Raw genomic sequence first — 22686 nt, 5'->3', positions numbered from 1 at the left:
GCGATGCCACTGCAGAGAGAACGCGTGTGCGCGTGAAGAGAGACCGACGCGCGGCGGTCAGTCGATGTACCCGAGCGTGCCCTCGATACGGCCGAGTTCGGGACCGGTCGTATCCTCGCCGACGACGTAGCCGGACTCGTTGGCGACCAGTCCGGAGCCGACGAGCGGTGCACCGTAGTTGACGGTGCCGATATCGGCGGTCACGTCGAGCAGTTCTTCGAGGGCTTCGAGTTCGGGTTCGCGGGACTTGGGGTGACAGAGCACGCCCTCGCTCGTCGCGACGGCGGCCGTACCGACCGTCCGGACGTCCGCGAGGTCACCGCGTTCGACGGTGACGTCGAGGGCGTCTTCGACGACGGCGACGGCCTCCTCGGAGAGGTCAGGGTGGACGTACGCACCCACCTCGTTCGCGAGGACGACGTTCCCGGCGGCGTTGAGGCGGCCGGGGAGTTTCGTCACGGGGACGCCGGCGGCGTCCTCGATGGTCTCCTTCTCTCGCTCGGTCGCACGCGCGGAGACGAGGATGCCGCTGTCGTTGCCCATCGCGAGTGCGCCGACCGTTCCGGAACCACCGACGGTGGTCCGGACGGCGGGCACGTCGAGTTCCGCGGTCATCGCGTCGACGACGTCGTCTTCGGCGTCCGGGCGGACCAACAGCACGTCGTCGGTCGCGCAGGCGAAGACGCCGACGTACGCCGAGCCAGCGAAGGAGGCGCGGAGCACCGTTATTCAGCCGGTTCTGCCTCGACGACCTGCTGGCCGTCCTCGTCGAATCGAGCGGCGCGAACGCGGAACTTGCTCGGGGGCTGCTTTCGGCCCTTCGCCCACACCGTCTCGTTGATGTCGGTGTCGAGGCGCACGTCCTCGACGTCGACCGAGAAGTGCTGTGCGAGGTGTTCGCGGATGAGCTTCATCGCGCGGCCTGCACGCTCGTAGGCGGGGACGGCGTTCACGTCGCGGAGCGGTACGGTGATGACTCGTTCTTCGAAGTCGCTTGCGCTCATTGGTTACTCGTCCGTGTCGCTTCGCCGCCAGTTGCGGCGCTTGGGGTTTCGCGTGACTTCCATGTCCGTCTTCATCATGACCCACGCGGGGACACGACTGTTCTGACGCTCCAGTTTGGCCAGTCGCTTCTTCTTGGCCTTCGATTTCTTACTCATGGTACTCGGAACTACCCTCGGCCCGCATAAAATCTTGTTCCTTCGGTTCCGCCGGAGAGAACGCGCCTCACGCCGCCGAGAACGGTCGATTCCGCTCGTCACGCCACTCGTCAGAGCGACGCGACGCGTCGTGCCGGAACCGAGCCATTCAGGACGGACCACCGCTTCGACGCAGAACGAATGCGTCACCGGACGACTGCCGTCTTCGTACTGCTGTCCGCCATCTGGGGCACCGCCTTCGTCGCAACCGAGGTGGGCCTCGACTCGCTTCCGCCGACGCTGTTCGCGGCAGTCCGGTTCGACGTCGCCGCCGCCGTCCTCTTCGGCCTCGCACTCGTCCGGAGCGACCGACTTCGTCCGACCGCGCGCGCGGAGTGGGTCCCCATCCTCGCCGGTGGCGTCCTCAACATCGGCGTCCACCACGCCTTCCTCTTCTCCGGGCAGGTGTACGTCGACGGCGCCGTCGCCGCCGTCCTCCTCGGTCTCATCCCCGTCATCACGCCCGCGCTCACCCGCCTCACGGCGTCGAGAGAGCGCCTCTCGCCGGTCGGTGCCGTCGGTGTCCTCATCGGCTTCGTCGGCGTCGTCGTCATCGCGAACCCCGACCCCGCGAACCTCGTCGACTCGAACCTCGTCGGCGTCGCTCTCGTCCTCGCCTCCGCCGTCGCGTTCGCCCTCGGCGCGGTGGTGACCCACGACGCGGACTCGACGCTCCCCTTCGTCTCGACGCAGGCGTGGATGATGCTCGTCGGCGCCGTCGTCCTGCACGCGACGAGCGCCGCCCTCCCGTGGGAGTCGGTCGCCGCCGCCGAGTGGACGCCCGCGGCGGTCGCCTCGCTTCTCTACCTCGCCGTCGTCGCCGGCGCCGGCGGGTTCTTCATGTACTTCTGGTTGCTCGACCACGTCGGCCCCGTCGAGGTGAGCCTGCTGGAGTACGTCATCCCCGTCTTCGCCGCCGTCGTCGGCTGGCAGGTCCGCGGGACGGGGCTGGACGCGACGACGGTGGCCGGGTTCGCGATAATCTTCGTCGGGTTCGCCCTCGTCAAGCGCGCGGACATCCGACGCGAGTGGGGACGGCTTCGAGGGGTAGAAGAGAACGCGGTCCGAGACGCCGACTGATAGCCGAGTAACTGCCGACTGAGAACTGACTGAGAGCCGACCGACCTCACAGCGCGAACCGCCGCACCGTCTCGTACCGCGGCCCGTCGTTCGTCAGCGTGCTCTCTTTCAACCGCACCTCCGCCACCCGGAACGTCCCGACGTCGGGGTCCGCCTCGCGGACGACGCGCCGAACCGCCTCTTTGCCGCGGGCGTCGTCCATCCGCGCGAGGGTGACGTGCGGCGTGAACTCGTGTCGCTCCGGGTCGAAGTCGCGTCCGACCGTCTCGCGCTCGATTGCCTCCGCGAGCGTCGTCATCTCCGCCGCGCCCGCGCCGTCGCGGACGCCCGCCCAGACGACGCTGATGTAGTCGAGAGAGGGAAAGACGCCGAACCCGCCGATGGTGGCGTCGAACGGACCGACGTCGGTGTCGTCGATGGCGGCTTCGACGGCCGCCTCGACGGCCGGAATCCGCTCTTCGTCGGTGTCGCCGAGGAACTTCAGTGTGACGTGCGTCTGCGCGGGGTCGACGAATCGGAGGCTCTCGGCCGCCGCGAAGCGTTCCTGGGCCGTCGCGACGGCGTCGGTGAGAGAATCGGGCAGGTCGATGCTGAGGAACAATCGCATGGGGGAAAGACGGACGCCGAGCGGTTCAACGTTCGGGGCTGACAGCCGTGTGACGTAGTTCTTAACCGTCTCGACACCCAAGCGCGCCGCATGGCAGAAGACGGCGAGCGAGACAGACCCCATCGTTTCTCAGAGGGACAGGGGTTCAGCGAGGACTACGACGAGTTCACGCTCGACCCGCCGGAACTGAACGTCGACCCGGCGAAGGTTGACCCCGTCGACACGCGGGTCGTCGCCGACGAACTCGACGAACGAAACATCGCGAGCGACGAAGTCGACGTCGAACAACTCGTCGACGTCGGCCTCTCGTACATGCAGATAAACCGGTTCGAGGAGGCCACGGAGACGTTCGAACGCGCCGCGCAGTTCGCCGACGAGGACTCGCTGGAAGCCCAGGAGGCGTGGGTGAACAAGGGGGCCGCACACGCCCAACTGGAGGAGTTCGACGAGGCCATCGGTTCCTACAAGGAGGCCCTCCGCATCGACGACGACTCCGAGCACGCCGCGTCCGCGGAGACGAACCTCGCCTACGCGCTCTGGCAGTTCGGCGAGACCGAAGAGGCACTCCACCACGCAGAGCGTGCGGTCGAGATAGACCCCCGCTTCGCGCAGGCGTGGTACAACCGCGGGTTCTTCCTGCAGGAACGCGGTCTGAGCGAGGACGCCGTCAACGCCTTCGACAACGCGATTCGGCTGGGAATGCGCAACGCCGACGTGTTGGAGGAGAAGGTTCGCGCACTGGAGGACTTAGGGCGCGAGGACGAGGCCGAACAGGTCCAACAGCAGGCGAACGAGATTCGACAGCAACGCGAACAGGAACTCGTCGAGGAGCGGTGATGCTCCTGCGAGAGCGAGAGACGCCCGAGGGACTGCTCGTCTCCGTCTGCGACCGAGACTGCCTCGGCGAGACGTACGAAGACGGTCCGGTGTCGCTCGAAGTAACGGAGGAGTTCTACGGCGGCGAGGAGGCCAGCGAGGCGGACGCCGACGCCGTCGTCGACAGTCTCACCCGGGCCACCGTGGCCAACATCGTCGGCGAGGAGGCCGTCGAAGTCGCCGTCGACGCCGGAATCGTCGACGAGGAGACGGTGCTGGACGTGGGCGAGACGCGGCACGCGCAGTTGCTCTGGATGTAGACGGTTGGGGTAGTCGACGCACTCGGACGGTCGTCGATACTGCTTCTCACAGAGACGGTGAGCCGTTGCGAGCGGAGAACGGACCGTGCCGAACAGCGAGACGGGGGTGGTCTGGTCGCGGTCGCTACCGGTGTATCAGTCCCAGTATCCGACTTCGAACGTCGTCGGCGGAGACGAACGTCTGGTCGTCGGTCGAGGCGAGCACATCTTCGAGAGATTCCGTCCCCTGCTGAGTTTCGATCCGAGAGTCGCCGTAGGACTCGACCAGTTCGTTCGTCGTGGTCGGATACGCATGGGTTTCGAGTGCGTTATCCAGGTCACCAAGCCGCCCGTCGGGGTCGCCGGCCATCGCCCGGTCTTCGTGGGTGCGGTCGCGTACATCCTCTTGTCTTCGTAGTGGTTGGCGGTGTTCGTCGTCGTCTGTTTTCGCGTCTCGGCGTTGTTCGTGATTCGACATCCCATATAGTAGGCGTCCGAACGAAATAACGGTGCGGACGTCCCTCGGCGTCGACGGCTTGGAGTCGATACGACGACGCCGCGCGACCGCTGAGAGCGTTACCGAATTCGGTTGCGCCCGAGCGTGCGGACCGAAGGCGTGTTAGTGCTGGGACCGTTAGGAGAGTGCAATGGGAGTGCAGGAATCGTACCCGATAGACGTCGCGGCCATCCGCGAGGACTTCCCCATCCTCGACCGGAAGGTCGGCGGCGACTTCACGGTCCCCGGTGAAGGCGAGAACGACGACTTACCGCTTGTCTACCTCGACAACGCGGCGACCAGTCAGACGCCGCGACAGGTCGTGGACGCCATCGTGGACTACTACTACGGCTACAACTCGAACGTCCACCGCGGCATCCACCACCTCAGTCAGGAGGCGTCCGTCGCCTACGAGAACGCCCACGACAGGGTGGCGGAGTTCGTCAACGCCGACGGACGCGAGGAGATAGTCTTCACGAAGAACACGACGGAGGCGATAAACCTCGTCGCCTACGCGTGGGGCCTCGAAGAACTCGGTCCGGGCGACACGGTGGTCCTGACGGAGATGGAGCACCACGCCTCGCTCGTCACGTGGCAACAGATAGCCAAGAAGACGGGCGCGTCGGTGGAGTACATCCGCGTCGACGACGAGGGCCGTCTCGACATGGAGCACGCGAAAGAACTGATAGACGACAGCGTGAAGATGGTCTCCGTCGTCCACGTCTCGAACACGCTCGGCACCATCAACCCCGTCGCCGAACTCGCAGACATGGCGCACGAGGTGGGCGCGTACATCTTCGTCGACGGCGCGCAGTCCGTTCCGACGCGTCCCGTGGACGTGAAGGACATCGATGCGGACTTCTTCGCCTTCTCGGGACACAAGATGCTCGGACCGACGGGTATCGGCGTCCTCTACGGGAAAGAGGAGATTCTCGAAGACACGTCGCCGTACCTCTACGGCGGCGAGATGATTCGTCGCGTCACCTACGAGGAGTCGACGTGGGAGGACCTGCCGTGGAAGTTCGAGGCGGGAACGCCCGTCATCGAGCAGGGAATCGCCCTCCACGCGGCCATCGACTACCTCGACGATATCGGGATGGAGAACGTCCAGAAGCACGAGGAACTCCTCGCGGAGTACGCCTACGACCGGTTGGACGAGTTCGACGACATCGAGATATACGGCCCGCCCGGAGACGACAGAGGCGGACTCGTGGCGTTCAACTTGGACGGCGTGCACGCGCACGACTTATCGAGCATCCTCAACGACCACGCCGTCGCCGTCCGCGCCGGCGACCACTGCACGCAACCCCTGCACGACAAACTCGGCGCGGCCGCCTCCACGCGAGCGTCGTTCTACATCTACAACACGTACGAGGAGATAGACAAACTCGTCGACGCCGTCGACGACGCCCGGCAGTTGTTCGCCTGAGACGACGCTCGGGCCAGTCCTTTTGCAGCGAACGAGAGAGCCGAACGGGCGCGTTTTCGGGAAAACCGACCGAACGAGGTATTCGAACTCGTCGAGTCTAGTAAAGACATCATTATCGTTTCAGAATACAATCTGCTCTGATTATCTATCGGAATAATTTGAGAGTCACAACTATACCAATCGTTCTGTAGGAGAGGTATATGTCGATGGTAAGCACAGTCGTCCCGAGACGAATTCGAGCGAGTTACGGCCTGAAGTTCCTCGCCGTAGTTCTCGCGATACTGCTGGTCCTGGGGGGGATTTCGGCGTACGCGTACACGAACAGCCAAGCGAAGGTCGAAAACAGCGTGACCGACCAGATAATCACCTCCGCCGCGCTGAGCGGTGGTGAGGTGGAGGGTTGGGTGAGCCAACGCAAGCAGACGGCGGCGATGCTCTCCGAGTATCAGGTGATGAAGACGGAAGACCCCGAGTCGGTCGGGATGTTCCTGAACAACGAGATGGACGCCGTTCCCGAGGACGTCCACTCGGTCCACTACGTCGACGCCGGGTCGAACACCGTCCTCGCGAGCACGGACCAGTCGCTGGTCGGGTCGTCGATGACGACGGGACAGGCGGCGTGGGCGGCCGACGAGCGCTCGTTCTCCGATGCCGACGACGTGTTCCGGTCGGACGTCTACACCTCGGGCGGCGCGTCGCTGCTCTCGTGGACGTCGCCGGTGAACGGCCACGAAGACTATCTCGTCGTCGTCACGGCGGACGTCTCCGAGATGTCGTCCCAACTGGAGACGAGTATCGACGGGAGCTTCGTGATGGTCGTCGACAACGGCGACGGCGAGGTGATGATGGACAGTCGCGGCGAGGCCATCACCTCGACGTACGTCCTCGGAAAGGACGCAGATGCCGTCTCGCTGGGTGCGCAAGGCAACGAGGGAATCGTCGAGATGGACGCCGTCGACGGCCTCGTCGACGCACCGTTTCTGATGGGGTACGCTCCCATCGAAGGGACCGACTGGGCCGTCGTGACGCACGTGCCGGAGTCGAGCGCGTTCTCGCTCGCGACGGGCGTCGGGAACGACTTCCTGATGCTGCTCGGGAGCGCCGTCGTCGGTCTGGGCGTCCTCGGCGTCGTCGTCGGGCGCAACACCGTGTTCGCCCTGCGCGACTTAGAGGAGAAGGCGAACGAACTGGAAGGCGGCAACCTCGATGTCGACGTCGAGTCGGACAGAGTGGACGAAATCGGACAGTTGTACGACGCCTTCGGGTCGATGCGCGACTCCCTGCGGACGCGAATCGCGGAGAGCAAGGAGACGGCGAACCACCTCGAAGCGCAGGCGGGGGCGTACAGCGCCGTCATGACCGCCTGCGCCGACGGCGACCTGACCCGGCGGATGGACCCCGACGAGGACAACGAGGCGATGGCCGACATCGCGACGTCGTTCAACGCGATGATGGACGAACTCGAACACACCGTCGTCGACATTCAGCGGTTCGCCGACGAGGTGGCGGCCGCGAGCGAACAGGTGACGACGAGCACCGAAGAGATTCAGCAGGCCAGCGAGCAGGTCAGCGAGTCCGTGCAGGCCATCTCTGCGGGCGCGGAGCGACAGGACGACCGACTGGGGACCGCGAGCGACGAGATGACGACGATGTCGGCGACCATCGAAGAGGTCGCCGCCTCCGCGACGGAAGTCGCAGACACCGCCGAGGGCGCGGTCGAACGCGGCCGCGACGCACAACAGTACGCGCAGAACGCCATCGACGAGATGAACACCATCGAACGGCGGACCGACAGGCGCGTGACCGAGGTGGAGTCGCTGGAGACGGAGATCAAACAGATACGCGAAATCGTCGAGATGATAGACGGCATCGCCGAGCAGACGAACCTCCTGGCGCTGAACGCCTCCATCGAGGCCGCTCGCGCCGGTGAGGCGGGCGAGGGGTTCGCCGTCGTCGCCGACGAGATAAAGACGCTCGCCAGCGAGGCCAGCGAGGCGACCGACGAGATAGAGACGCTCATCGGCGACGTCGTGACGTCGACCGAACAGACCGCCGAGGACATGCACGACACCGGCGAGAACGTCTCGAACGGCGTCGACGTGGTCGAACGCGCACTCGACGCCGTCGACGCCGTCGTCGGTGCCTTCGAGGAGGCGAACAACGGCGTTCAGGAGATAGAGGCGACGACGAAGGACCAGGCTGAGACCACGGAACAGGTCGTCACCATCGTCGAGGACGTGGCGCGAATCAGTTCCGACACGACGGCCAAAGCCGAGAACGTCTCGGCCGCCTCCGAGGAGCAGTCCTCGTCGCTGGCGGAGGTGTCGGGAAGCGTGCAGTCGCTTGCGGACCGCGCGGACCAACTCCACACGCTCCTCGAACAGTTCGAGGTGGACGGCGAGACGGCGGACGCGGCAGGCGCCGGTGCGTCGGCGGACGTCGTCCGACAGACCGAGAACGGGTCGAGCGGTCGTGGGGCGTCGCAGACGCCGCAGGTGTAGTCCGGGCGCGACGCGGACGGGTCGGACGAGCGACCAGTTTTTTGTCCATCAACGGGGAGAGACAGACGCATGTACCAGACGGCGAGCGACTCCATCTCACAGATAGTCCAGCAGACGTTTCTCGACTTCGTCGCCGGGATTCGCGCCGCGGTTCCGAACGTCCTCGGCGGAATCGTCTTTCTCGTCCTCGCCTACGCCGTCATCAGCGTCGCGTTGTCCCTCCTCCGGCGCAGTCTCGACGCGCTCTACCCCGAAGAACAGGACCTCGTGGTCAGCCTCGGCGTCACCGTCGCCGGCGTGTTCCTCTGGTTCGGGGCGGGTCTGGCGTTCTTCAAGATAGTCGGAATGGGCGACGTGGCCGCCAGCCTCGGGACGGCGACGGGGTTCGTCGCCCTCGGCGTCTCCTACGCGCTCTCGAACATGATAGCCGACACCGTCGCGGGCGTCTACCTCCTCCGCGACCCCGACTTCAACCCCGGCGACCGGGTGGTCGCCGACCCCGTCACGGGCGTCGTGACGTCTATCGGTCTCCGGAAGAGTCGGTTCCGAGACGACTCCGACGACGTGGTCGTCGTCGCGAACCGCGAAGTGGAGAAGAAGTGGCGACGGGTGGAGTCGCCGGACGAGGGGACGCCGACGGAACAGACGGAATCGTCGTCGTGAGCGTGACCGACCCGCGAGCGTCGTCGAGAGACCGCGAGCGAGATATCGACAGCCCCGGAACCCTTATCCGGAGAACAGCCCTACGCCCGATAACTATGGGTATGGGCTCGGACATGTACCGGCAGCAGATTCTGGACCACTACAAGAACCCCCGAAACAAGGGCGAGATGGAGGAGCCGACGTTCTCGCACACGGGCGAGAACCCGTCCTGCGGAGACACCATCACGATGCAGGTCCGTCTCGAAGACGACGGCGAGACCATCGAGTTCGTCGCGTTCAGCGGCGACGGCTGTGCCATCAGTCAGGCTTCCGCGAGCATGCTCTCGGAACGCCTGCAGGGGACGACGCTGTCGGAACTGGAGGAGATGGACACCGACGACGTCACCGAGATGCTCGGCGTCGACATCTCGCCGATGCGCATCAAATGCGCCGTCCTCGCCCGGCAGGTGGCCCAAGACGGCGCGGCCATCTACGAGGGTGACCTCGACGTCGACGAGACGACTACCGAGGAGTAGTCGAACCCACCCGCCCGCTCACGTCTCTGTTCTTCGCGACGTATTCGAGCGTCCTCTCGGCGAGTTGCCGTCGCCGAGCGGTGAGCCACGTCGCTCGAACCACCTCGTCGACGTGTCCGCGAACCGCGTCGCCGACGGTGTCGACGATGGTCCGGAGGAACGCCGCCTCGTCGGCCGGGTAGGCTCCCCCGACCGGACGGACGTGCCAATCGCTGTCGCCCGCGACGTAGTCGACGCCGCGCGAATCCAGGTGAGATTCGAGTCTCCGACCCGCCCGCGAACCCCACCTGTCGCCGGCGTGCATCGTGTCGTGGTACGCCGCGAGAACCGCGTCGTCGGCGTCGTGTCCGGGGGCGAACGCGGTGCCGCCGTCGAACGTGATGGGAAAGTAGAACCGCCCGCCCGAGACGAGACCGGCGAGCAGTCGGTCCACCTCGTCCGGGCCGAGTAAGTCGACGAACGCCTGCGCGACGACGACGGTCCATCCCCCTGCGTCGGCCGCGTCGAGGGCGTCGGCGCGGACGAACCGCACGTCGACGGCGTTCCGTCCCCGGAGTGAGAGCGTCGCCAGCGTGTCGCCGAGGACGTCGAACGCCGGATTCTCCGGAGTCGAACCGTCGGTATCGACCGAGTAGCGGAGCTCTCGCGCGCGTTCTTCGACCAGTCGAGCTCCCAGTTCGAGACTCGTTTCGTCGGCGTCGACGGCGACGTAGGTCAGGTCGGGAACGTCGTCCCACGTCAAGAGACGTCGGAGGAAGGGGCCGGTTCCGGCCCCGGCGTCGAGGAGACGAACCGTCCCCGAACGTGCGGCGAGGTCCGAGCGAACGGCGCGACGGACGCGGGGGTCGAACGCTCGGTCGTCGACCGTCTCCTTCGCTCGGAGGTACCGCTGGAAATCCCCCTTCACGCGTGCCCCTCCGCGGGTTGCTTCCGGCGAGCGCCCTCGCCGACGCCGCGGAGGAACGCCCGACACTCGCGCGTCGTCTCGGCCCACGAGGGGTGCGCTCGGTACCGGGCGAGTGCCGCGTGACCCGCCGCTTCGAGGGCAGTCCGGTCGCTCGCGAATCCGTCGAGAGCGTCTCGAACCGCGTCGGCGTCGCCGGGAGCGACGAGAACCCCCGTCTCGGCGTCGACGAGGTCCGACGCGCCGCCGGACGCGGCGGCGACGACCGGGAGACCGAACCCCATCGCCTCCAGATAGGCGATTCCGAACCCCTCGTGCGACGACGGCATCGCGAACACGTGACTCTCTCGGAGGGCGGCGGCCACCTCCTCGGTCGGGAGTTCGCCCGCGAGTCGGACCGACTCTCCCAGACCGCGTCGCCGGATTCGGCGTTCGACCCGTCGTCGGTAGACGTCATCCGGGTGTGGACCGACCAGCGTGGCCCGCCACGGCGTCGAGTCGTCCAGTCCGGCGAGTGCGTCGAGGAGCGTCAACACCTCTTTTCTCGGGACGAGGTTGCCGACGAAAGCGACGCGGAAGGGGTCTTCGCGGGCGCGTTCGCTCACGAACGCACGCGTCACCGCGGGGTCGAACTGCGTGTCCGCGGGCGGCGCGACGTGCGTCGGGAGCGTCGGCGCGCGCGTCTCGACGGAAGACGCCGTCGCGTGACTGGTGCAGACGGCCGCGTCGCACCGGGCGAGGAACCGTCGTTCGAGCGTTCCGGCGAGTGCGGCGCGGACGCCCTCGCTCTCGTCGCACCGGAGGTGGTGGACGAGGGCGACGACGGGGGCCTCGGATGAGAGACGGAGGAGCGCCGGATGTGCCAGTTCGTCGGCGAGAATCAGGTCGGCGTCGGCGAGAGACGGCGAGAGCGGCGTCGGCGAAAGCGAGTCCACGAGGCCGAACGGGTAGCGCCGCCACGGGACAGACACCACCTCGACGGTGTCTCCCGCCTCGCGAAGCGACGCGACGAGGGCCCGGTCGTAGGCGAATCCGCCGGAGAGCGTCTCTATCGACCCGGGGACGACGAGGGCGACGCGCATCAGTGCGCGTCGGTGTAGGCGGCGTTCGCGTCGTCGTCCTCCCAGACGGTGACCGTCGCCTCCGCGACGTTCGGCGCGTCCACGTCGTCGACGAGTCTGTCGTGGACGACCCGCGCGAACCGTTCGACGCTGGGGTTGTACCCCTCGAACTCCGGGAGGTCGTTCAAGAACGCGTCGGTGTAGCGACGCTCGATTTCGTCCAGTGTCGCCTCCACGTCGTCGATGTCGACGAGGTAGTCGTACTCGTTCAGCGTCTCGCCGCGGAGCGTCACTTCAAGGCGGTAGCGGTGCGAGTGGGGGACGCCCTCCGGACCGGGGTCCGGAACCGTCAGCGCGTGCTGTGCGACGAGTCGTCTGCGGACCGTGACGGAGTACATGTCCGTTCGTCGGGTGGAGACACCCTAAAACCGCGGTCGGAACCGCGGTCAGTAGGTGAGAAGAACCTGGACGGCGTCTTCCGGACGGCGGTCCAAGAGGCGGTAGGCGTCGGCGGCGTCTTCGACGGGGAATCGGTGAGTGACGAGCGAGGAGGGCGAGAGCCGAGAGAGCGAGTCGAGAGCGTAGTCCAGACGCCGCGACTTGTCCCAGCGGCCGGTGTGTTCGGGCGCGAGACGGCTCACCTGACTGGAGCGAATCTCGATTCCGCTGCGGTGGAATCGCCCGCCCAGGTCCAGCGCGACGGGTTTCTCCCCGTACCACGACCCGACGACGAGGCGGCCGTCGTCGCCCGTGACCGCGAGAGCGTCCGAGAGCGCCGCCGGATTGCCGGACAGTTCGTACGTGAGGTCCGTCCGCCCGTCCCCGCTCAACGCGTCCATCAGTCCGTCTTCTCCCACGTCCGCGCCGAAGACGACGTCGGCCCCGAGCGAACGCGACCGCTCGCGCCGGGCGTCGTGGCAGTCGACCGTGACCAGTTGCGAGAGCGGGAACTGCGAGAGAAGCGCGGTGGTGAGCAGGCCCACGACGCCCTGTCCGAAGACGGCGACGCGTTCGCCGATTCCGGGGCGGCCGTCCATCGCGAACCCCGTCGCCGTCTCGACCGTCGCCAGCATCGCCGCGTCCTCGTCGGACACCTCGGCGGGGAGCGGAACGAGCGACTCCGGCGAGACGCAGAAGTGGCTGGCGTGGGGGTGGAACGCGAAGACGCGGCGTCCGACCCACGACTCGTCGACGGCGTCTCCGACGGCGGTGACGACGCCGACGGCGGCGTAGCCGTACGAGAGCGGGTACGAGAACGGTTCGTCGAGGCCGTCTATCGTCGCGTCGAGCGGAACGTCGCCGGGGACGCAGTCGCGGTAGACGAGGAGTTCCGTGCCGGGGCTGAGAGCGGAGACTCGCGTCTCGACGCGGACTTCGTCGTCGTCCGGGAGAGGCATCGGTACCGTCTCGGTCGCTACGGTTCGAGGGCCGAGAAACCGAACGCGGCGCGCGTCGGTCATCGTCGAACGGCCGCGGCGTCGGGCCCCGACCGGTCGCCGCCGTCTCGCTGTCGTGACATGCCCGGAACTGACGAGCGTGAGGGGGTAAACCTGTCGTACGGGAGAACGTTCACGGCACCGCGGACCCTACGAGGAGACGTGAGAGACGCGGGGACCCGACGGACGCGACGACAACTGACGACGCTCGGCGTCGCCTTCGCAGTCTGTACGTTCCTCGTCGCAGTCGTGGCCGAACGGCGGACGCCCGGGGCCGGTGCGCCGTGGGGCGCCGTCTCCGCCGCCGGCGTCCTCGGCGTCGTCGGATTCGCGCGCCGCCACGCCCATCGAAACCGACCGAGCGAACGAGGCCGAGTGTTCGATTCGCTCGGCGCCGCCAACGCGGTGACGCTCTGTCGGGGCGTCGTCGTCGCGTTCCTCGCGGGGGTACTGGTCGTCCCCGCACCCGTCGGCTGGCTTCCGGCGCTCCTCTACGGGGCCGTCGCCGCCTCCGACCCCGTAGACGGCGCGATAGCCCGCCTCCGCGACCGGACGACGCTTCTCGGTGCGCGCCTGGACGTGAACGTCGACGCCGCCGGACTCCTCGTCGCCGCACTCGTCGGCGTCTCGGTCGGGTCGCTCCCGCCGTGGTACCTCGCCGTCGGCGCGGCGCGGTATCTGTTCGTCCTCGGCGCGTGGCGTCGTCGTCGCCGCGGCCTCCCGGTCTTCGAGTTACCGCACGGTGACACGCGGCGCGCACTCGCGGGCATTCAGATGGCCGTGACGGCCGTCGCCCTCGCGCCGGTCGTTCCGCAGTGGGCCGGGTGGACGCTGGCGACGGTGACGATGCTCCCGTTCCTCGGGAACTTCCTCGTCGACTGGTTCGTCGTCACCGGACGGCGCGAACGACCGCTTCCGTGAGTCGTCGCGACGCCACGCTCACTCTCGTCTGAGGAGGGTGACGAGGACGCCGACGAGGACGAGTTGCGCGAGTTTGTCGACGGCGGCGACGGCGGAGAGGTCAGTCGCCCCTTGCACCCAGAGGACGCCGAAGATGGCTATCTGTCCGAGGACGAACGGAATCCCCACCTGGTAGACGAGTCGCCGCCGGACGTTCCACGCGACGAGGACGATACCAACGGCGAACCCCGCCGCAGCGACGAGGAAGGAGAGACCGAACGCCGACGGGAGCGACGCGATACCGAGGACGAGGTGGACGACGCCCGAGAGGGCGGCGAGGGCGATACCGACGCGATGCAGCGTCGTGAGCGACGAGAGGTCCAAGCCGGTGGCGACGTCGCCGGATTCGGTGCTGTCGAGGCGAGTGGACATACGAGAGTGTTGGTTCGCCAGCACCATAAGAGTCGAGTTACCACGCGGCACGGTTTCGGAACCGCTTCGGCGACGGGCGAGAGAGAAGAGAGAAATCGACGGTCGCTCCTCAGCCCGTTCGGGCGTGCGCCCTCACGGTCGAAGACGGAGACCCTACTCGGGCTTCAGACCGCCGTCCTGCACGCGCATGATGCTCTCGCCGTCGGCGAGGTTCGGCGCGTCGACGAGGCGGACGATACGCTTGTCGCCCTTCGATTTGCGCAGGTAGATGCGGAACGTCGACGTGTGGCCGAGGATGTTCCCACCGATGGGTTGCGTCGGGTCGCCGAAGTACGAGTCGGGGTTCGACGCGACCTGATTCGTCACGAGGACGACGGTGTTGTACAAGTCACCGATGCGCATCAGGTCGTGAAGGTGTTTGTTGAGTTTCTGCTGTCGCTCGGCGAGTTGGCCGCGGCCGACGTACTCCGCGCGGAAGTGCGCCGTCAGCGAGTCCACGCAGAGCAGACGGACGGGGAACTCGTCGTCCTCGTGGTCGCGAGCGAGTTCTTTCGCCTTCTCGGCGAGCAGAATCTGGTGGTTGGAGTTGAACGCCTTCGCGACGTGAATCTTGTCGAGAACGTCGCTGAGGAGTTCCTCCATGGCGTCCTCGTCGTCCGGGGTGCCCTCTATCTCGCGGTGGTCCATCGTCGCCTGCAGAACCTCGTCGTCGAGGCCGCGGACCATGTCGTCGATACGTTCCGGACGGAACGTGTCCTCGGAGTCGACGAAGATACAACTGCCCTCCAGGCCGCCGTACTCCGAGGGGAGTTGGACGTTGACCGCCATCTGGTGGGTTACCTGCGATTTCCCGGCACCGAACTCACCGTACACTTCGGTGATAGACTGCGTCTCCAGACCGCCGCCGAGGAGTTCGTCCACGCCGGGGATGTTCCAGGTGAGTTTACCGATCTGTTGGCGTCGTTCGAGGACCATCGAACCCGTCTCGAAGCCGCCGATGTCGGCCGCCTTCCGCGCGGCCTTGATGATGTCCGACGAGGTGGACTCGCCCACGTCGGCCGTGTTGGAGAGTTCGCTCGGACTCGCGACGGCGATAGATTGGTAGCTCTCGAATCCGGCTTCGACGAGTTTGTCAGCGGTCGCAGGACCCACACCCGGGAGACTTTCGAGGTCGTCTTCTGGCATCGTATACGGTTCTGGGTCCCACGGGCACATAAACCCTCGTTAACACCAGAGTGAAAGTGAAAATGGAAGACGGCGAGCGGGCGTCGTTCAGGATTCGGAGAAGGTTTATTGGCGAACGATACGGCCGACGCTGTCCGTCGCGGTGCAGTTCGGAGAGTCGGCGTCGAGAACGTCTCGGTTCAGCGAGTCACGCGGAGTCGGTCGCAACCTCCCGACGGGCCTCGCCGTCGCCCGCGGGTCTCGCTTCGTTCACTGCCAGGGGTGGCCGCCGGTCCGGTCGGGCCACATCGGGTACCAGTACTCTTTGTCGGGTTCGAGGCCGAGTTCGCCGTCGAGGACCGACTCCAACTTCGTGAGCACCCGTTGGTTCTGTTCTTTGCCTCGCTTCGGCGCGAACGGGTAGTATGCGCCGCGGCGGAACGAGTAGATCCAGTAGGCGCGTTCGCCGCCGTCGTTCTCGAAGCCGAAGACGGCCGCGAGGAGTCTGGACCCGTAGCCGCGTTCGATGAACTCGTCGGCGGCGAAGTGAACGCTCGTCACCAGGTCTTCGGGGTCGTCGTCTTCGAGGACGACCCACTCCCACCCGTGCGAGTCCTCGTGGAGGCGGAAGTCCGTCCCCGTCTCCTCCTCGCCGGCTTTGAGGATGGCTTCGACGTCTTCGACCGTCTCGGCGAAGTCGGTGCTGTCCACGGAAGAGAAGCAGAGCGCCGCGGCCCCGACCGACCGGAAGCCGAGGTCGGCCTCCATCGTGACGTACGCCGTGCTCATCCCGAACAGGTCTTCGGGGTCGGCGTCGCGCGTCGCGTCCGCCTCGGCGCTGATTCCGAGCACCGAGCGAATCGAGTCGAGAAAGCCCATCTTACGCCGTCTCCATCTCGCGTTCCAGTTGGCGAAGTCGCTCGATGCGGTTCTCCGTCGCCGGGTGCGTGCTGAAGATGCGACCGATGAAGTCGCTCTTGATGGGGATGATGAAGAACGCGTTCATCTCCGACTGCTCGCGCAGGTCGTCTTTCGGGACGTTCTCCATGTTCCCGGATATCTTCATCAGCGCGGAGGCCAGCGCGGAGGGGCGGCCCGTGATGAGCGCCGCACCGCGGTCGGCGGCGTACTCGCGGTAGCGCGAGAGCGCGCGGATGAGGACGAACGAGACGATCCAAACCACGAGGGAGACGGCGATGGCGACGATGATACCGCCGCCCTGTCGGTCGCGACTGCCGCCGCCGAACCAGAAGCCCCACCGGACGATCATGAACGCGACCGTCGAGAGGAACGAGGCGATGGTCATCACCATCACGTCGCGGTTCTTCACGTGCGCGAGTTCGTGCGCGAGAACGCCGTCCAACTCGTCTCGGTCGAGCATCCGCATCAACCCCGTCGTCACGCAGACGGCCGCCTTCTTCTGCGACCGGCCGGTCGCGAACGCGTTCGGGACGCGCGAGTCGACGACGGCGACTTTCGGTTTCGGGAGGTCGGCCTGTTGGGAGAGTCGCGAGATGCTCGCGTGGAGTTCCGGATACTCCTCTTCGGAGACCTCTTTGGCTCCCATACTGTACAGCGCGAGTTTGTCGCTGAAGAAGAACTGGGCGAACAGGAATATCCCCACGAACGGGAGGATGAACCAGTTCCGCGTGTACGCGAGTGCCCCCACGAACACGATATAGAGTGCGAAGAGCAGGAACATGGTGACTACCATGCGTCCACGGAGTCCCCAGTCCGGTTTCCAATCCATGCGCGTTCTTTCGTGTTCGTTGGTATAAACGCTGTTGGAGCGTGAAGAGCCGTGAGCGACGAACGCCTCGGAGACACGAGAGACTATGGCCGGCGCCCTCGTCGTGCCCGTATGGAGACAGTTGTCGTCACCGGTGCGGCGGGCCGTTCGGGCCGATGGATAGCCGACCGACTTCGAGCGGAGTACGAAGTCGTCTGCGTCGACCTCTCACACCCCGGGTTCGAGGTCGACGCCCCCGAGAACGTGGACTTCCGCGCCGCCGACCTCTCGGACCGCGGCGAGACGTTGGACCTCCTCGCGGACCTCGACCCCGACGGCGTCGTCCACTGGGCGAACATCCCCGCGCCGACGAGACACGCCGGCGGCCGCGTCTTCGAGACGAACGTGCTCGCGACGTACAACGTCCTCGTCGGGGCGGGGCGCGCCGACGCCCGGGTCGTCTGGGCGTCCAGCGAGTCCGCGTACGGGTTCGCCTTCGCCGAGGGCGACGAGGTGCCGGACGAACTCCCGGTGACGGAAGCGCACGAACTCCGGCCCGAGGACCCCTACGGCGCCTCGAAAGTCGCCGGCGAGGAAGTCGCGAAGATGGTGGCGCGGCGCTACGACGTCCCCGTCGCCTCCGTCCGCCCATCGTGGATTCAGTACCCCGGCGAGTACCACTGCCGCGACGTCGCCCGGTCCGGTGACCTCTCGCAGGGTGCGGGCAACTGGTGGTCGTACGTGGACGTTCGCGACGTGGCCGGACTCGTCGGCGCCGCCCTCGACGGGGCGTTCTCGGGCCACGAGGCGTTCCACGCCGCCGCCGCGGAGAACTACCTCGATCGCTCCACCGCCGGTGCGGTACAGGAGTTCTTCGGCGAGATGCCGGCGAACTGCACGCTCGACGGCGACCAGTCGGCGCTGTCGACGGCGAAGGCCGAGGAGTTGCTGGACTGGAACCCGGAACACTCCTGGCGCGGCGCCGAAGACGAGGACGTCGACGTGCCGTCGCTGTACTAGAGTAGCGTCTGCAACTGTCTACTCATCCGACCGCACGCCGTCGTGCGGTCGAGTGAGCGATGACTTGCAGACGCTACTATAGAGTCCGTCCGCCGCGGTGGCGCGGTCCGTCCCGGCGTCCGCGGTGCGTTTTTGCCGTTCACGGTCCTTTTTCCAAGTATGTTCACAGACCGCACGGACGCGGGCGAACGACTGGCCGACGAACTGCGCGAGGCGGACGTGGACGTCGACGTCGTCCTCGCGATTCCCCGCGGCGGCCTGCCGGTGGGCCGCGCCGTCGCGGACGCCCTCGGCGTCCCCCTGGACGTGGTCGTCGCCTCGAAAGTCGGGGCGCCGGGCAACCCCGAACTCGCCATCGGGGCCGTCGCGGGCGACGGGAGTCTCTGGCTGAACGAGTCGCTCGTGGAGAGACTCGGCGTCGGCGAGGACTACGTCGAACGTGAGCGCGAACGCGAAGCAGAGGTGGCGCGCGAGAAAGTGCGCGCGTACCGCGACGGCGAGACCCTCCCGGACGTGGCCGGTAAACGCGTCGTCGTCGTCGACGACGGCGTGGCGACGGGCGCGACGGCGTTCGCTTGCATCCGGATGCTCCGGGAGGCGGGCGCAGAGCGCGTCGTCTTCGCGGTGCCCGTCGCGGCGGCGGCGACGGTTCCCCAGTTGCGCGAGGAGGCAGACGAGGTGGTCGTCGTCGAGGTTCCCGCGTCGTTCTCGGCGGTGGGCTATCACTACCGCGACTTCGGGCAGGTGTCCGACAGGGAGGCGATAGCGTACCTCGAAACCTGAATGTCGTCGGTCTTAAACGCCCTCGCCGACTACGAGGGCCAATGAGTTCAGGCGACTTCTGTCCGCGCTGTGGGGACCCCGTGCCGGAGCGAGAAGAACCGCTCCCCGGGATGCCCCGCGACCGCGACGCGGTACTCTGCGACTCCTGTTACTTCGAGGACTTCGACCTCGTGGACGCCCCGGAGCGTATCGAGGTCCGCGTCTGCGCGCAGTGCGGCGCGATACACAAGGGGAACCGCTGGGTGGACGTGGGTGCGAAAGACTACACCGACGTGGCCATCGAAGAGGTGACCGAGGCACTCGGCGTCCACCTGCAGGCCGAGGACGTCCGCTGGGGGGTCGAACCCGAACAGGTCGACCAGAACACCATCCGGATGCACTGCACGTTCTCGGGGTTCGTCCGCGACACGCACGTCGAGGAGACGGTGATGGTCCCGGTGATGATTTCGCGGCAGACGTGCAAACGCTGCGGACGCATCGCTGGGGGGTACTACTCCAGCATCGTCCAGATTCGCGCCGAGGACCGCGAACCCACGAAGGAGGAGGCCGAACGGGCCGTCGAGATAGCCGAGTCCTACATCGCCGAACGCGAGGCGACGGGCGACCGGAACGCGTTCATCTCCGAGATAACCGACTCCGGCGAGGGGCCGAACATCAAGATATCGACGAACCAGATGGGCGGCGGGGTGGCGAAGCACGTCGTCCGCGAACTCGGCGGGAGTTTCGAGGAGTACCCGACACTCGTCACCGAGGACGGCGACGGCAACGAAGTCTACCGCGTCACCTACGCCGTCCGTCTGCCGAAGTTCACCCCCGGCGACGTCATCGACCCCGAGGACGACGGGGGACCGGTGTTGGTCCGGAGCGTCCGGGGGAACCTGAAGGGCGTTCGAATCACCGACGGAACGGAGTACGAAGCGCGGTTCGAGGAGGGCGACGCGCCCGAGGCGCGCCGTCTTGGAACCGTCGAAGACGCCGAAGAGACCACCGTCGTCACCGTCGAAGACGAGAACGCGGTCCAAGTGTTAGACCCCGAGACGTTCGAGTCGAAGACCATCGCACGACCGACGTACTTCGACGAGGACGCGGCGACGACGCCCGTACTCAAGAGTCGAGCGGGGTTACACATCCTCCCGGAAGAGGCGGTCGAAAAGAGCGACGAGTAGGCTCAGTCGGCGCGCACGGGCGTCTCCGACGTCGCGGTGGGCGTTCCGCTCTCGTCTCGCACGTCGATACCGTGTTGGTGGAGGACGACGACCAGTTCTGCCTCGGAGCGACCCGCGCGGGTCGCGGCCTGTGAGAGCGTCAGCGTTCCGCTTTTGTACAGCGTCATCGCCGTCGTCAGCGCGTGTGTGTGCATGGCCGGATACTCCAACCGTCTCAGGCAAGGGTGTTAACTATTTCGTGATAACGCGTGACAGAGCAGAAGGTTACAGAAGTATTAATGCAGTGTTTGGAACCTAATTCCGAATAGAAGTTGAAGGAAACACACCAAGATGAACAATCATTAAATACTTGTCAGCCATCAGTTTCGGTCTGTGTAAATACTGCCAACCGAGACCGACAGTCCGGACGAAAGAACTAAAATTCCCGGAGTGACCAGAAGGGGTATGGACCGACAGCAGTGGCTCGCGTTGATACTCGTCGGCCTGATGATCGGGTCGTCGGTAGCCTACGGGGCCAGTCTCCTGTTCATGTAGGCAGTGCGGGCGTCAGCCGTCGCCCCACACGTCCGACAACGGGTGGTTCGACCGGTCGTCGGAGTCGTCCTGGCGACCGCGAGAGCTTCCGGTTCGTCCGCGTGACCGACCGCCGCCCGACCCCGAGGAGGCGGTACCGGTGGCGGAACCGCCGGTCGAACCGGACCGACGCGAACGCGACGACTCCGACCGACCGCGTCCACCGGCGGCCTCCTGGTCGAACTCGGGCAGGTCGGGGGCGGTCATGCGGTCGACCTGGTCGGCGAACCAGTCGGGCATCTCGCCGCGCGTGCGGTCGAACAACTGGAGCAACGAGGAGTCCGCGAGGTACGTCGCGCCGTAGTCGTCCGGGGCGCGAACGACCCGCCCACAGGCCTGAATCACCGTCCTGAGCGCCGAGCGACGGTACCACGACCACTGCCCCTCTTCGAGGCGGTGGGCGACGCGCGAGTCGTTCGTGTTCAGGTACGGCGCCTTGCAGACGACCTGCCACCGACAGAGGTCGCCTTTCAGGTTGAGCGCTTCCTCCATCTTCACCGAGAGGAACACGTCCGCACCGCCCGAGGCCTTCCACGTCTCCAGTTCGGCGTCGCGGTTGTCCGTGTCGTGTCCGCGAACCCGGTCGCCGAGGCCCAACTGCGCGAGTCGCTTCCGTAACTCCGACTGGATGGCGTAGGAGTGACAGTGGACGAGGCCCTTCTCGTCGGGGTGTTTCGCCATCAGGCGGACGAGGAGGCGGGCTATCTTCGGGAGCGTGTCGCCGCGGTGTTCGTACGTCATCTTTCCCTGCGTCACGTCGTACAGCGGTCGGTTCTCGACAGGGAACGTGTGTTCGACGTCGACGAGAGCCACCTTCGAGGGGTCGAGTCCGACGCTCCGGCAGAAGGCGTCCTTGTTCAGGATGGTCGCCGAGAGGAGCGCGAACTTCTCGCCGCGGTCCCAGACGGTGTGTCGCAGGTACCGAGCGGGGTCTAACGGTTTCACCGTGATGGGTTCGCCCTCGCCGCCGAACTGGTCGACCACCCACGTCGTCGGACTCTCGGGGTCGCGGTAGTCGTCGACGAACCAGTTCAACTCCGAGCGGAGTTCCTGTAGTCGGTCGCGACGCGCCGCCTCCTCGGGCGTGAGTTCCGGCTTGGTGAGCAGTTCGTCTTTCGCCTTCGAGCATACCTGCAGCAAGGCCTCGGCGAATCGGACGGTGCGTTCGAGGGGGTCGTCCGCGGCGGTCACGTCCGGGACGCCGACGTCGTCCCAGACGGGAACCGTGTGGGGACTGAGGTCGATGGTCGCGTACATCTCGGCCCACTCGGCGAGGCCGTGCGCCTCGTCTATCACGACCACGTCCCGTTGCCGAAACACGTCGGACCCCGCCGTCTGCATGAAGTACGCGAGCGTCATCGCCGCGATGCTCCGGTTGGAGGCGATAGCGCGGTCCGAGAAGTACGGACAGCGGTGCCTGACGGTGCAGTCGAACCCCTTCTGTCGGGCGCACGGCGCGCGGTTCACGGGCGTGTCCGTCTCGCCGTTGATGATGCAGTTGTAGTTCGACTTCCCGCGGATGATGCTCAGATCCGAGAGCAGGTCGTCCTCGGCCACGTCGTCCAGTTGCGACACCTGCGGCGTCGTGTAGTAGGCGTCCGTCGGTTGCGCGGGCGTCGCCGCCTCCGTCGTTCGCGCGGCGCCCGCGATGGCGCGCGCGAGGAGCGACTTTCCGCTCCCCGTCGGCGCGCGGACGAGGACGACGTCGTTGCCGGCGGCGAACGCGTCGCGGATGTCGCGAAGCGCTCGTTCCTGCGCACCGCGAAAGCTCGGGGCCGGAAACGACGAGAGGATTCGGTCGGGGTCCACGTCCGTCTCTGTCCGTCGCCGAGCGTAAAAGGTTCGCTCTCGGAAGCGCCGTCGCGAGGCCGACGACCGGTCAGAACGGAGCAATCGGTCAGAACGGGACGGCC

At 66.5% G+C, this 22686-nt stretch carries 26 protein-coding genes; 11 read left to right on the top strand and 15 right to left on the bottom strand.

The features are described 5' to 3' along the window. Positions 1 to 57: 57 nt before the first annotated feature. Genes BM282_RS01175 through BM282_RS01165 form a run of 3 tightly spaced genes read right to left on the bottom strand, consistent with a single transcriptional unit; the run spans position 58 to position 1160 of the window. On the bottom strand, positions 58 to 723 hold the full coding sequence (locus BM282_RS01175; protein WP_089875988.1) for a translation initiation factor IF-6: 666 nt from the start codon (positions 721 to 723) through the stop codon (positions 58 to 60). A gap of 2 nt (positions 724 to 725) precedes the next feature. Then, a complete protein-coding gene (locus BM282_RS01170) occupies positions 726 to 1004 on the bottom strand; it encodes a 50S ribosomal protein L31e (RefSeq protein WP_089875986.1) in 279 nt (92 codons plus the stop codon). 3 nt (positions 1005 to 1007) lie between these two features. After that, on the bottom strand, positions 1008 to 1160 hold the full coding sequence (locus tag BM282_RS01165; RefSeq protein WP_006055503.1) for a 50S ribosomal protein L39e: 153 nt from the start codon (positions 1158 to 1160) through the stop codon (positions 1008 to 1010). Positions 1161 to 1340: 180 nt separating this feature from the next. Between BM282_RS01165 and BM282_RS01160 the strand changes: the two genes are divergently transcribed. Beyond that, entirely contained in the window at positions 1341 to 2279 is a 939-nt protein-coding gene (locus BM282_RS01160) for a DMT family transporter (protein ID WP_089875984.1), read from the top strand. Positions 2280 to 2325: 46 nt separating this feature from the next. On the opposite strand, the gene thpR is transcribed toward BM282_RS01160, so the two are convergent. Next, positions 2326 to 2886, bottom strand: coding sequence for an RNA 2',3'-cyclic phosphodiesterase (thpR, locus tag BM282_RS01155; RefSeq protein WP_089875982.1), 561 nt, complete (start codon positions 2884 to 2886; stop codon positions 2326 to 2328). 90 nt (positions 2887 to 2976) lie between these two features. On the opposite strand from thpR, the gene BM282_RS01150 reads away from it, so the two are divergent. Together BM282_RS01150 and BM282_RS01145 are read left to right on the top strand one after the other, a co-directional pair. Continuing rightward, positions 2977 to 3723, top strand: a complete 747-nt coding sequence (locus BM282_RS01150) for a tetratricopeptide repeat protein (protein ID WP_089875980.1) — start codon at positions 2977 to 2979, stop codon at positions 3721 to 3723. Then, positions 3723 to 4022 carry a DUF424 domain-containing protein gene (locus BM282_RS01145; protein ID WP_089875978.1) on the top strand — a complete coding sequence of 100 codons (300 nt, stop codon included), beginning with the start codon at positions 3723 to 3725 and terminating at the stop codon, positions 4020 to 4022. The genes BM282_RS01150 and BM282_RS01145 overlap by 1 nt, the downstream gene beginning before the upstream one ends. A 124-nt stretch (positions 4023 to 4146) precedes the next feature. Here the strand turns inward: BM282_RS01145 and BM282_RS01140 are convergent, their stop codons facing one another. Continuing rightward, a complete protein-coding gene (locus tag BM282_RS01140) occupies positions 4147 to 4479 on the bottom strand; it encodes a DUF5789 family protein (protein WP_089875976.1) in 333 nt (110 codons plus the stop codon). Between the two features lie 175 nt (positions 4480 to 4654). On the opposite strand from BM282_RS01140, the gene sufS reads away from it, so the two are divergent. The 4 genes from sufS to sufU all read left to right on the top strand — a co-directional run bounded on the left by sufS (position 4655) and on the right by sufU (position 9605). Further along, on the top strand, positions 4655 to 5926 hold the full coding sequence (sufS, locus tag BM282_RS01135; RefSeq protein WP_245758303.1) for a bifunctional cysteine desulfurase/selenocysteine lyase SufS: 1272 nt from the start codon (positions 4655 to 4657) through the stop codon (positions 5924 to 5926). A gap of 206 nt (positions 5927 to 6132) precedes the next feature. Continuing rightward, a complete protein-coding gene (locus BM282_RS01130) occupies positions 6133 to 8427 on the top strand; it encodes a methyl-accepting chemotaxis protein (RefSeq protein ID WP_175501330.1) in 2295 nt (764 codons plus the stop codon). A 69-nt stretch (positions 8428 to 8496) separates the two neighbouring features. Continuing rightward, on the top strand, positions 8497 to 9090 hold the full coding sequence (locus BM282_RS01125; RefSeq protein WP_089875970.1) for a mechanosensitive ion channel domain-containing protein: 594 nt from the start codon (positions 8497 to 8499) through the stop codon (positions 9088 to 9090). A gap of 95 nt (positions 9091 to 9185) precedes the next feature. Next, a complete protein-coding gene (gene sufU, locus BM282_RS01120; RefSeq protein WP_089875968.1) occupies positions 9186 to 9605 on the top strand; it encodes a Fe-S cluster assembly sulfur transfer protein SufU in 420 nt (139 codons plus the stop codon). Here the strand turns inward: sufU and BM282_RS01115 are convergent. The 4 genes from BM282_RS01115 to BM282_RS01100 are packed head-to-tail and all read right to left on the bottom strand — an operon-like array spanning position 9592 to position 12967. Continuing rightward, positions 9592 to 10512, bottom strand: a complete 921-nt coding sequence (locus tag BM282_RS01115) for a class I SAM-dependent methyltransferase (RefSeq protein ID WP_089875966.1) — start codon at positions 10510 to 10512, stop codon at positions 9592 to 9594. The two genes, sufU and BM282_RS01115, sit on opposite strands and share 14 nt — an antisense overlap. Continuing rightward, positions 10509 to 11591, bottom strand: coding sequence for a glycosyltransferase family 4 protein (locus tag BM282_RS01110; RefSeq protein ID WP_089875964.1), 1083 nt, complete (start codon positions 11589 to 11591; stop codon positions 10509 to 10511). The genes BM282_RS01115 and BM282_RS01110 overlap by 4 nt, the downstream gene beginning before the upstream one ends. Then, positions 11591 to 11968: a 6-pyruvoyl trahydropterin synthase family protein gene (locus tag BM282_RS01105; protein ID WP_089875962.1), complete on the bottom strand. Its 378-nt coding sequence runs from the start codon at positions 11966 to 11968 to the stop codon at positions 11591 to 11593. The genes BM282_RS01110 and BM282_RS01105 overlap by 1 nt, the downstream gene beginning before the upstream one ends. Positions 11969 to 12016: 48 nt before the next feature. Then, positions 12017 to 12967, bottom strand: a complete 951-nt coding sequence (locus tag BM282_RS01100) for a zinc-dependent alcohol dehydrogenase (protein ID WP_245758260.1) — start codon at positions 12965 to 12967, stop codon at positions 12017 to 12019. A 201-nt stretch (positions 12968 to 13168) separates the two neighbouring features. Here BM282_RS01100 and BM282_RS01095 point away from each other — a divergent pair, with 201 nt between their 5' ends. Then, complete coding sequence (locus BM282_RS01095) at positions 13169 to 13927, top strand: CDP-alcohol phosphatidyltransferase family protein (protein ID WP_089875958.1); 759 nt, start codon at positions 13169 to 13171, stop codon at positions 13925 to 13927. A gap of 18 nt (positions 13928 to 13945) precedes the next feature. Here the strand turns inward: BM282_RS01095 and BM282_RS01090 are convergent, their stop codons facing one another. The 4 genes from BM282_RS01090 to htpX all read right to left on the bottom strand — a co-directional run bounded on the left by BM282_RS01090 (position 13946) and on the right by htpX (position 17252). Next, a complete protein-coding gene (locus tag BM282_RS01090) occupies positions 13946 to 14338 on the bottom strand; it encodes a hypothetical protein (protein ID WP_089875956.1) in 393 nt (130 codons plus the stop codon). A gap of 153 nt (positions 14339 to 14491) precedes the next feature. Next, positions 14492 to 15523, bottom strand: a complete 1032-nt coding sequence (radA, locus tag BM282_RS01085; protein WP_089875954.1) for a DNA repair and recombination protein RadA — start codon at positions 15521 to 15523, stop codon at positions 14492 to 14494. Positions 15524 to 15772: 249 nt separating this feature from the next. Next, positions 15773 to 16381 (bottom strand): PspA-associated protein PspAB, encoded by a 609-nt coding sequence (gene pspAB / locus BM282_RS01080; protein WP_089875952.1) that lies wholly within the window; start codon positions 16379 to 16381, stop codon positions 15773 to 15775. Position 16382: 1 nt separating this feature from the next. After that, positions 16383 to 17252, bottom strand: a complete 870-nt coding sequence (gene htpX / locus BM282_RS01075; RefSeq protein ID WP_089875949.1) for a zinc metalloprotease HtpX — start codon at positions 17250 to 17252, stop codon at positions 16383 to 16385. 111 nt (positions 17253 to 17363) lie between these two features. Between htpX and BM282_RS01070 the strand changes: the two genes are divergently transcribed. The 3 genes from BM282_RS01070 to BM282_RS01060 all read left to right on the top strand — a co-directional run bounded on the left by BM282_RS01070 (position 17364) and on the right by BM282_RS01060 (position 20200). Then, entirely contained in the window at positions 17364 to 18251 is an 888-nt protein-coding gene (locus BM282_RS01070; RefSeq protein WP_089875947.1) for an NAD-dependent epimerase/dehydratase family protein, read from the top strand. Between the two features lie 159 nt (positions 18252 to 18410). Further along, positions 18411 to 19034: a phosphoribosyltransferase gene (locus tag BM282_RS01065; protein ID WP_089875944.1), complete on the top strand. Its 624-nt coding sequence runs from the start codon at positions 18411 to 18413 to the stop codon at positions 19032 to 19034. 41 nt (positions 19035 to 19075) lie between these two features. Further along, positions 19076 to 20200, top strand: coding sequence for a 60S ribosomal export protein NMD3 (locus tag BM282_RS01060; protein WP_089875942.1), 1125 nt, complete (start codon positions 19076 to 19078; stop codon positions 20198 to 20200). Positions 20201 to 20202: 2 nt separating this feature from the next. Here the strand turns inward: BM282_RS01060 and BM282_RS01055 are convergent, their stop codons facing one another. Further along, positions 20203 to 20394 carry a DUF7317 family protein gene (locus BM282_RS01055; protein ID WP_089875940.1) on the bottom strand — a complete coding sequence of 64 codons (192 nt, stop codon included), beginning with the start codon at positions 20392 to 20394 and terminating at the stop codon, positions 20203 to 20205. A 352-nt stretch (positions 20395 to 20746) separates the two neighbouring features. Beyond that, positions 20747 to 22582, bottom strand: a complete 1836-nt coding sequence (locus BM282_RS01050) for an ATP-dependent DNA helicase (RefSeq protein ID WP_089875938.1) — start codon at positions 22580 to 22582, stop codon at positions 20747 to 20749. Positions 22583 to 22686: the final 104 nt, after the last annotated feature.

Source organism: Halogeometricum limi (genome assembly GCF_900115785.1).
GTDB classification, from domain to species: domain Archaea; phylum Halobacteriota; class Halobacteria; order Halobacteriales; family Haloferacaceae; genus Halogeometricum; species Halogeometricum limi.
This window is presented reverse-complemented; position numbering and strand designations above follow the sequence as displayed.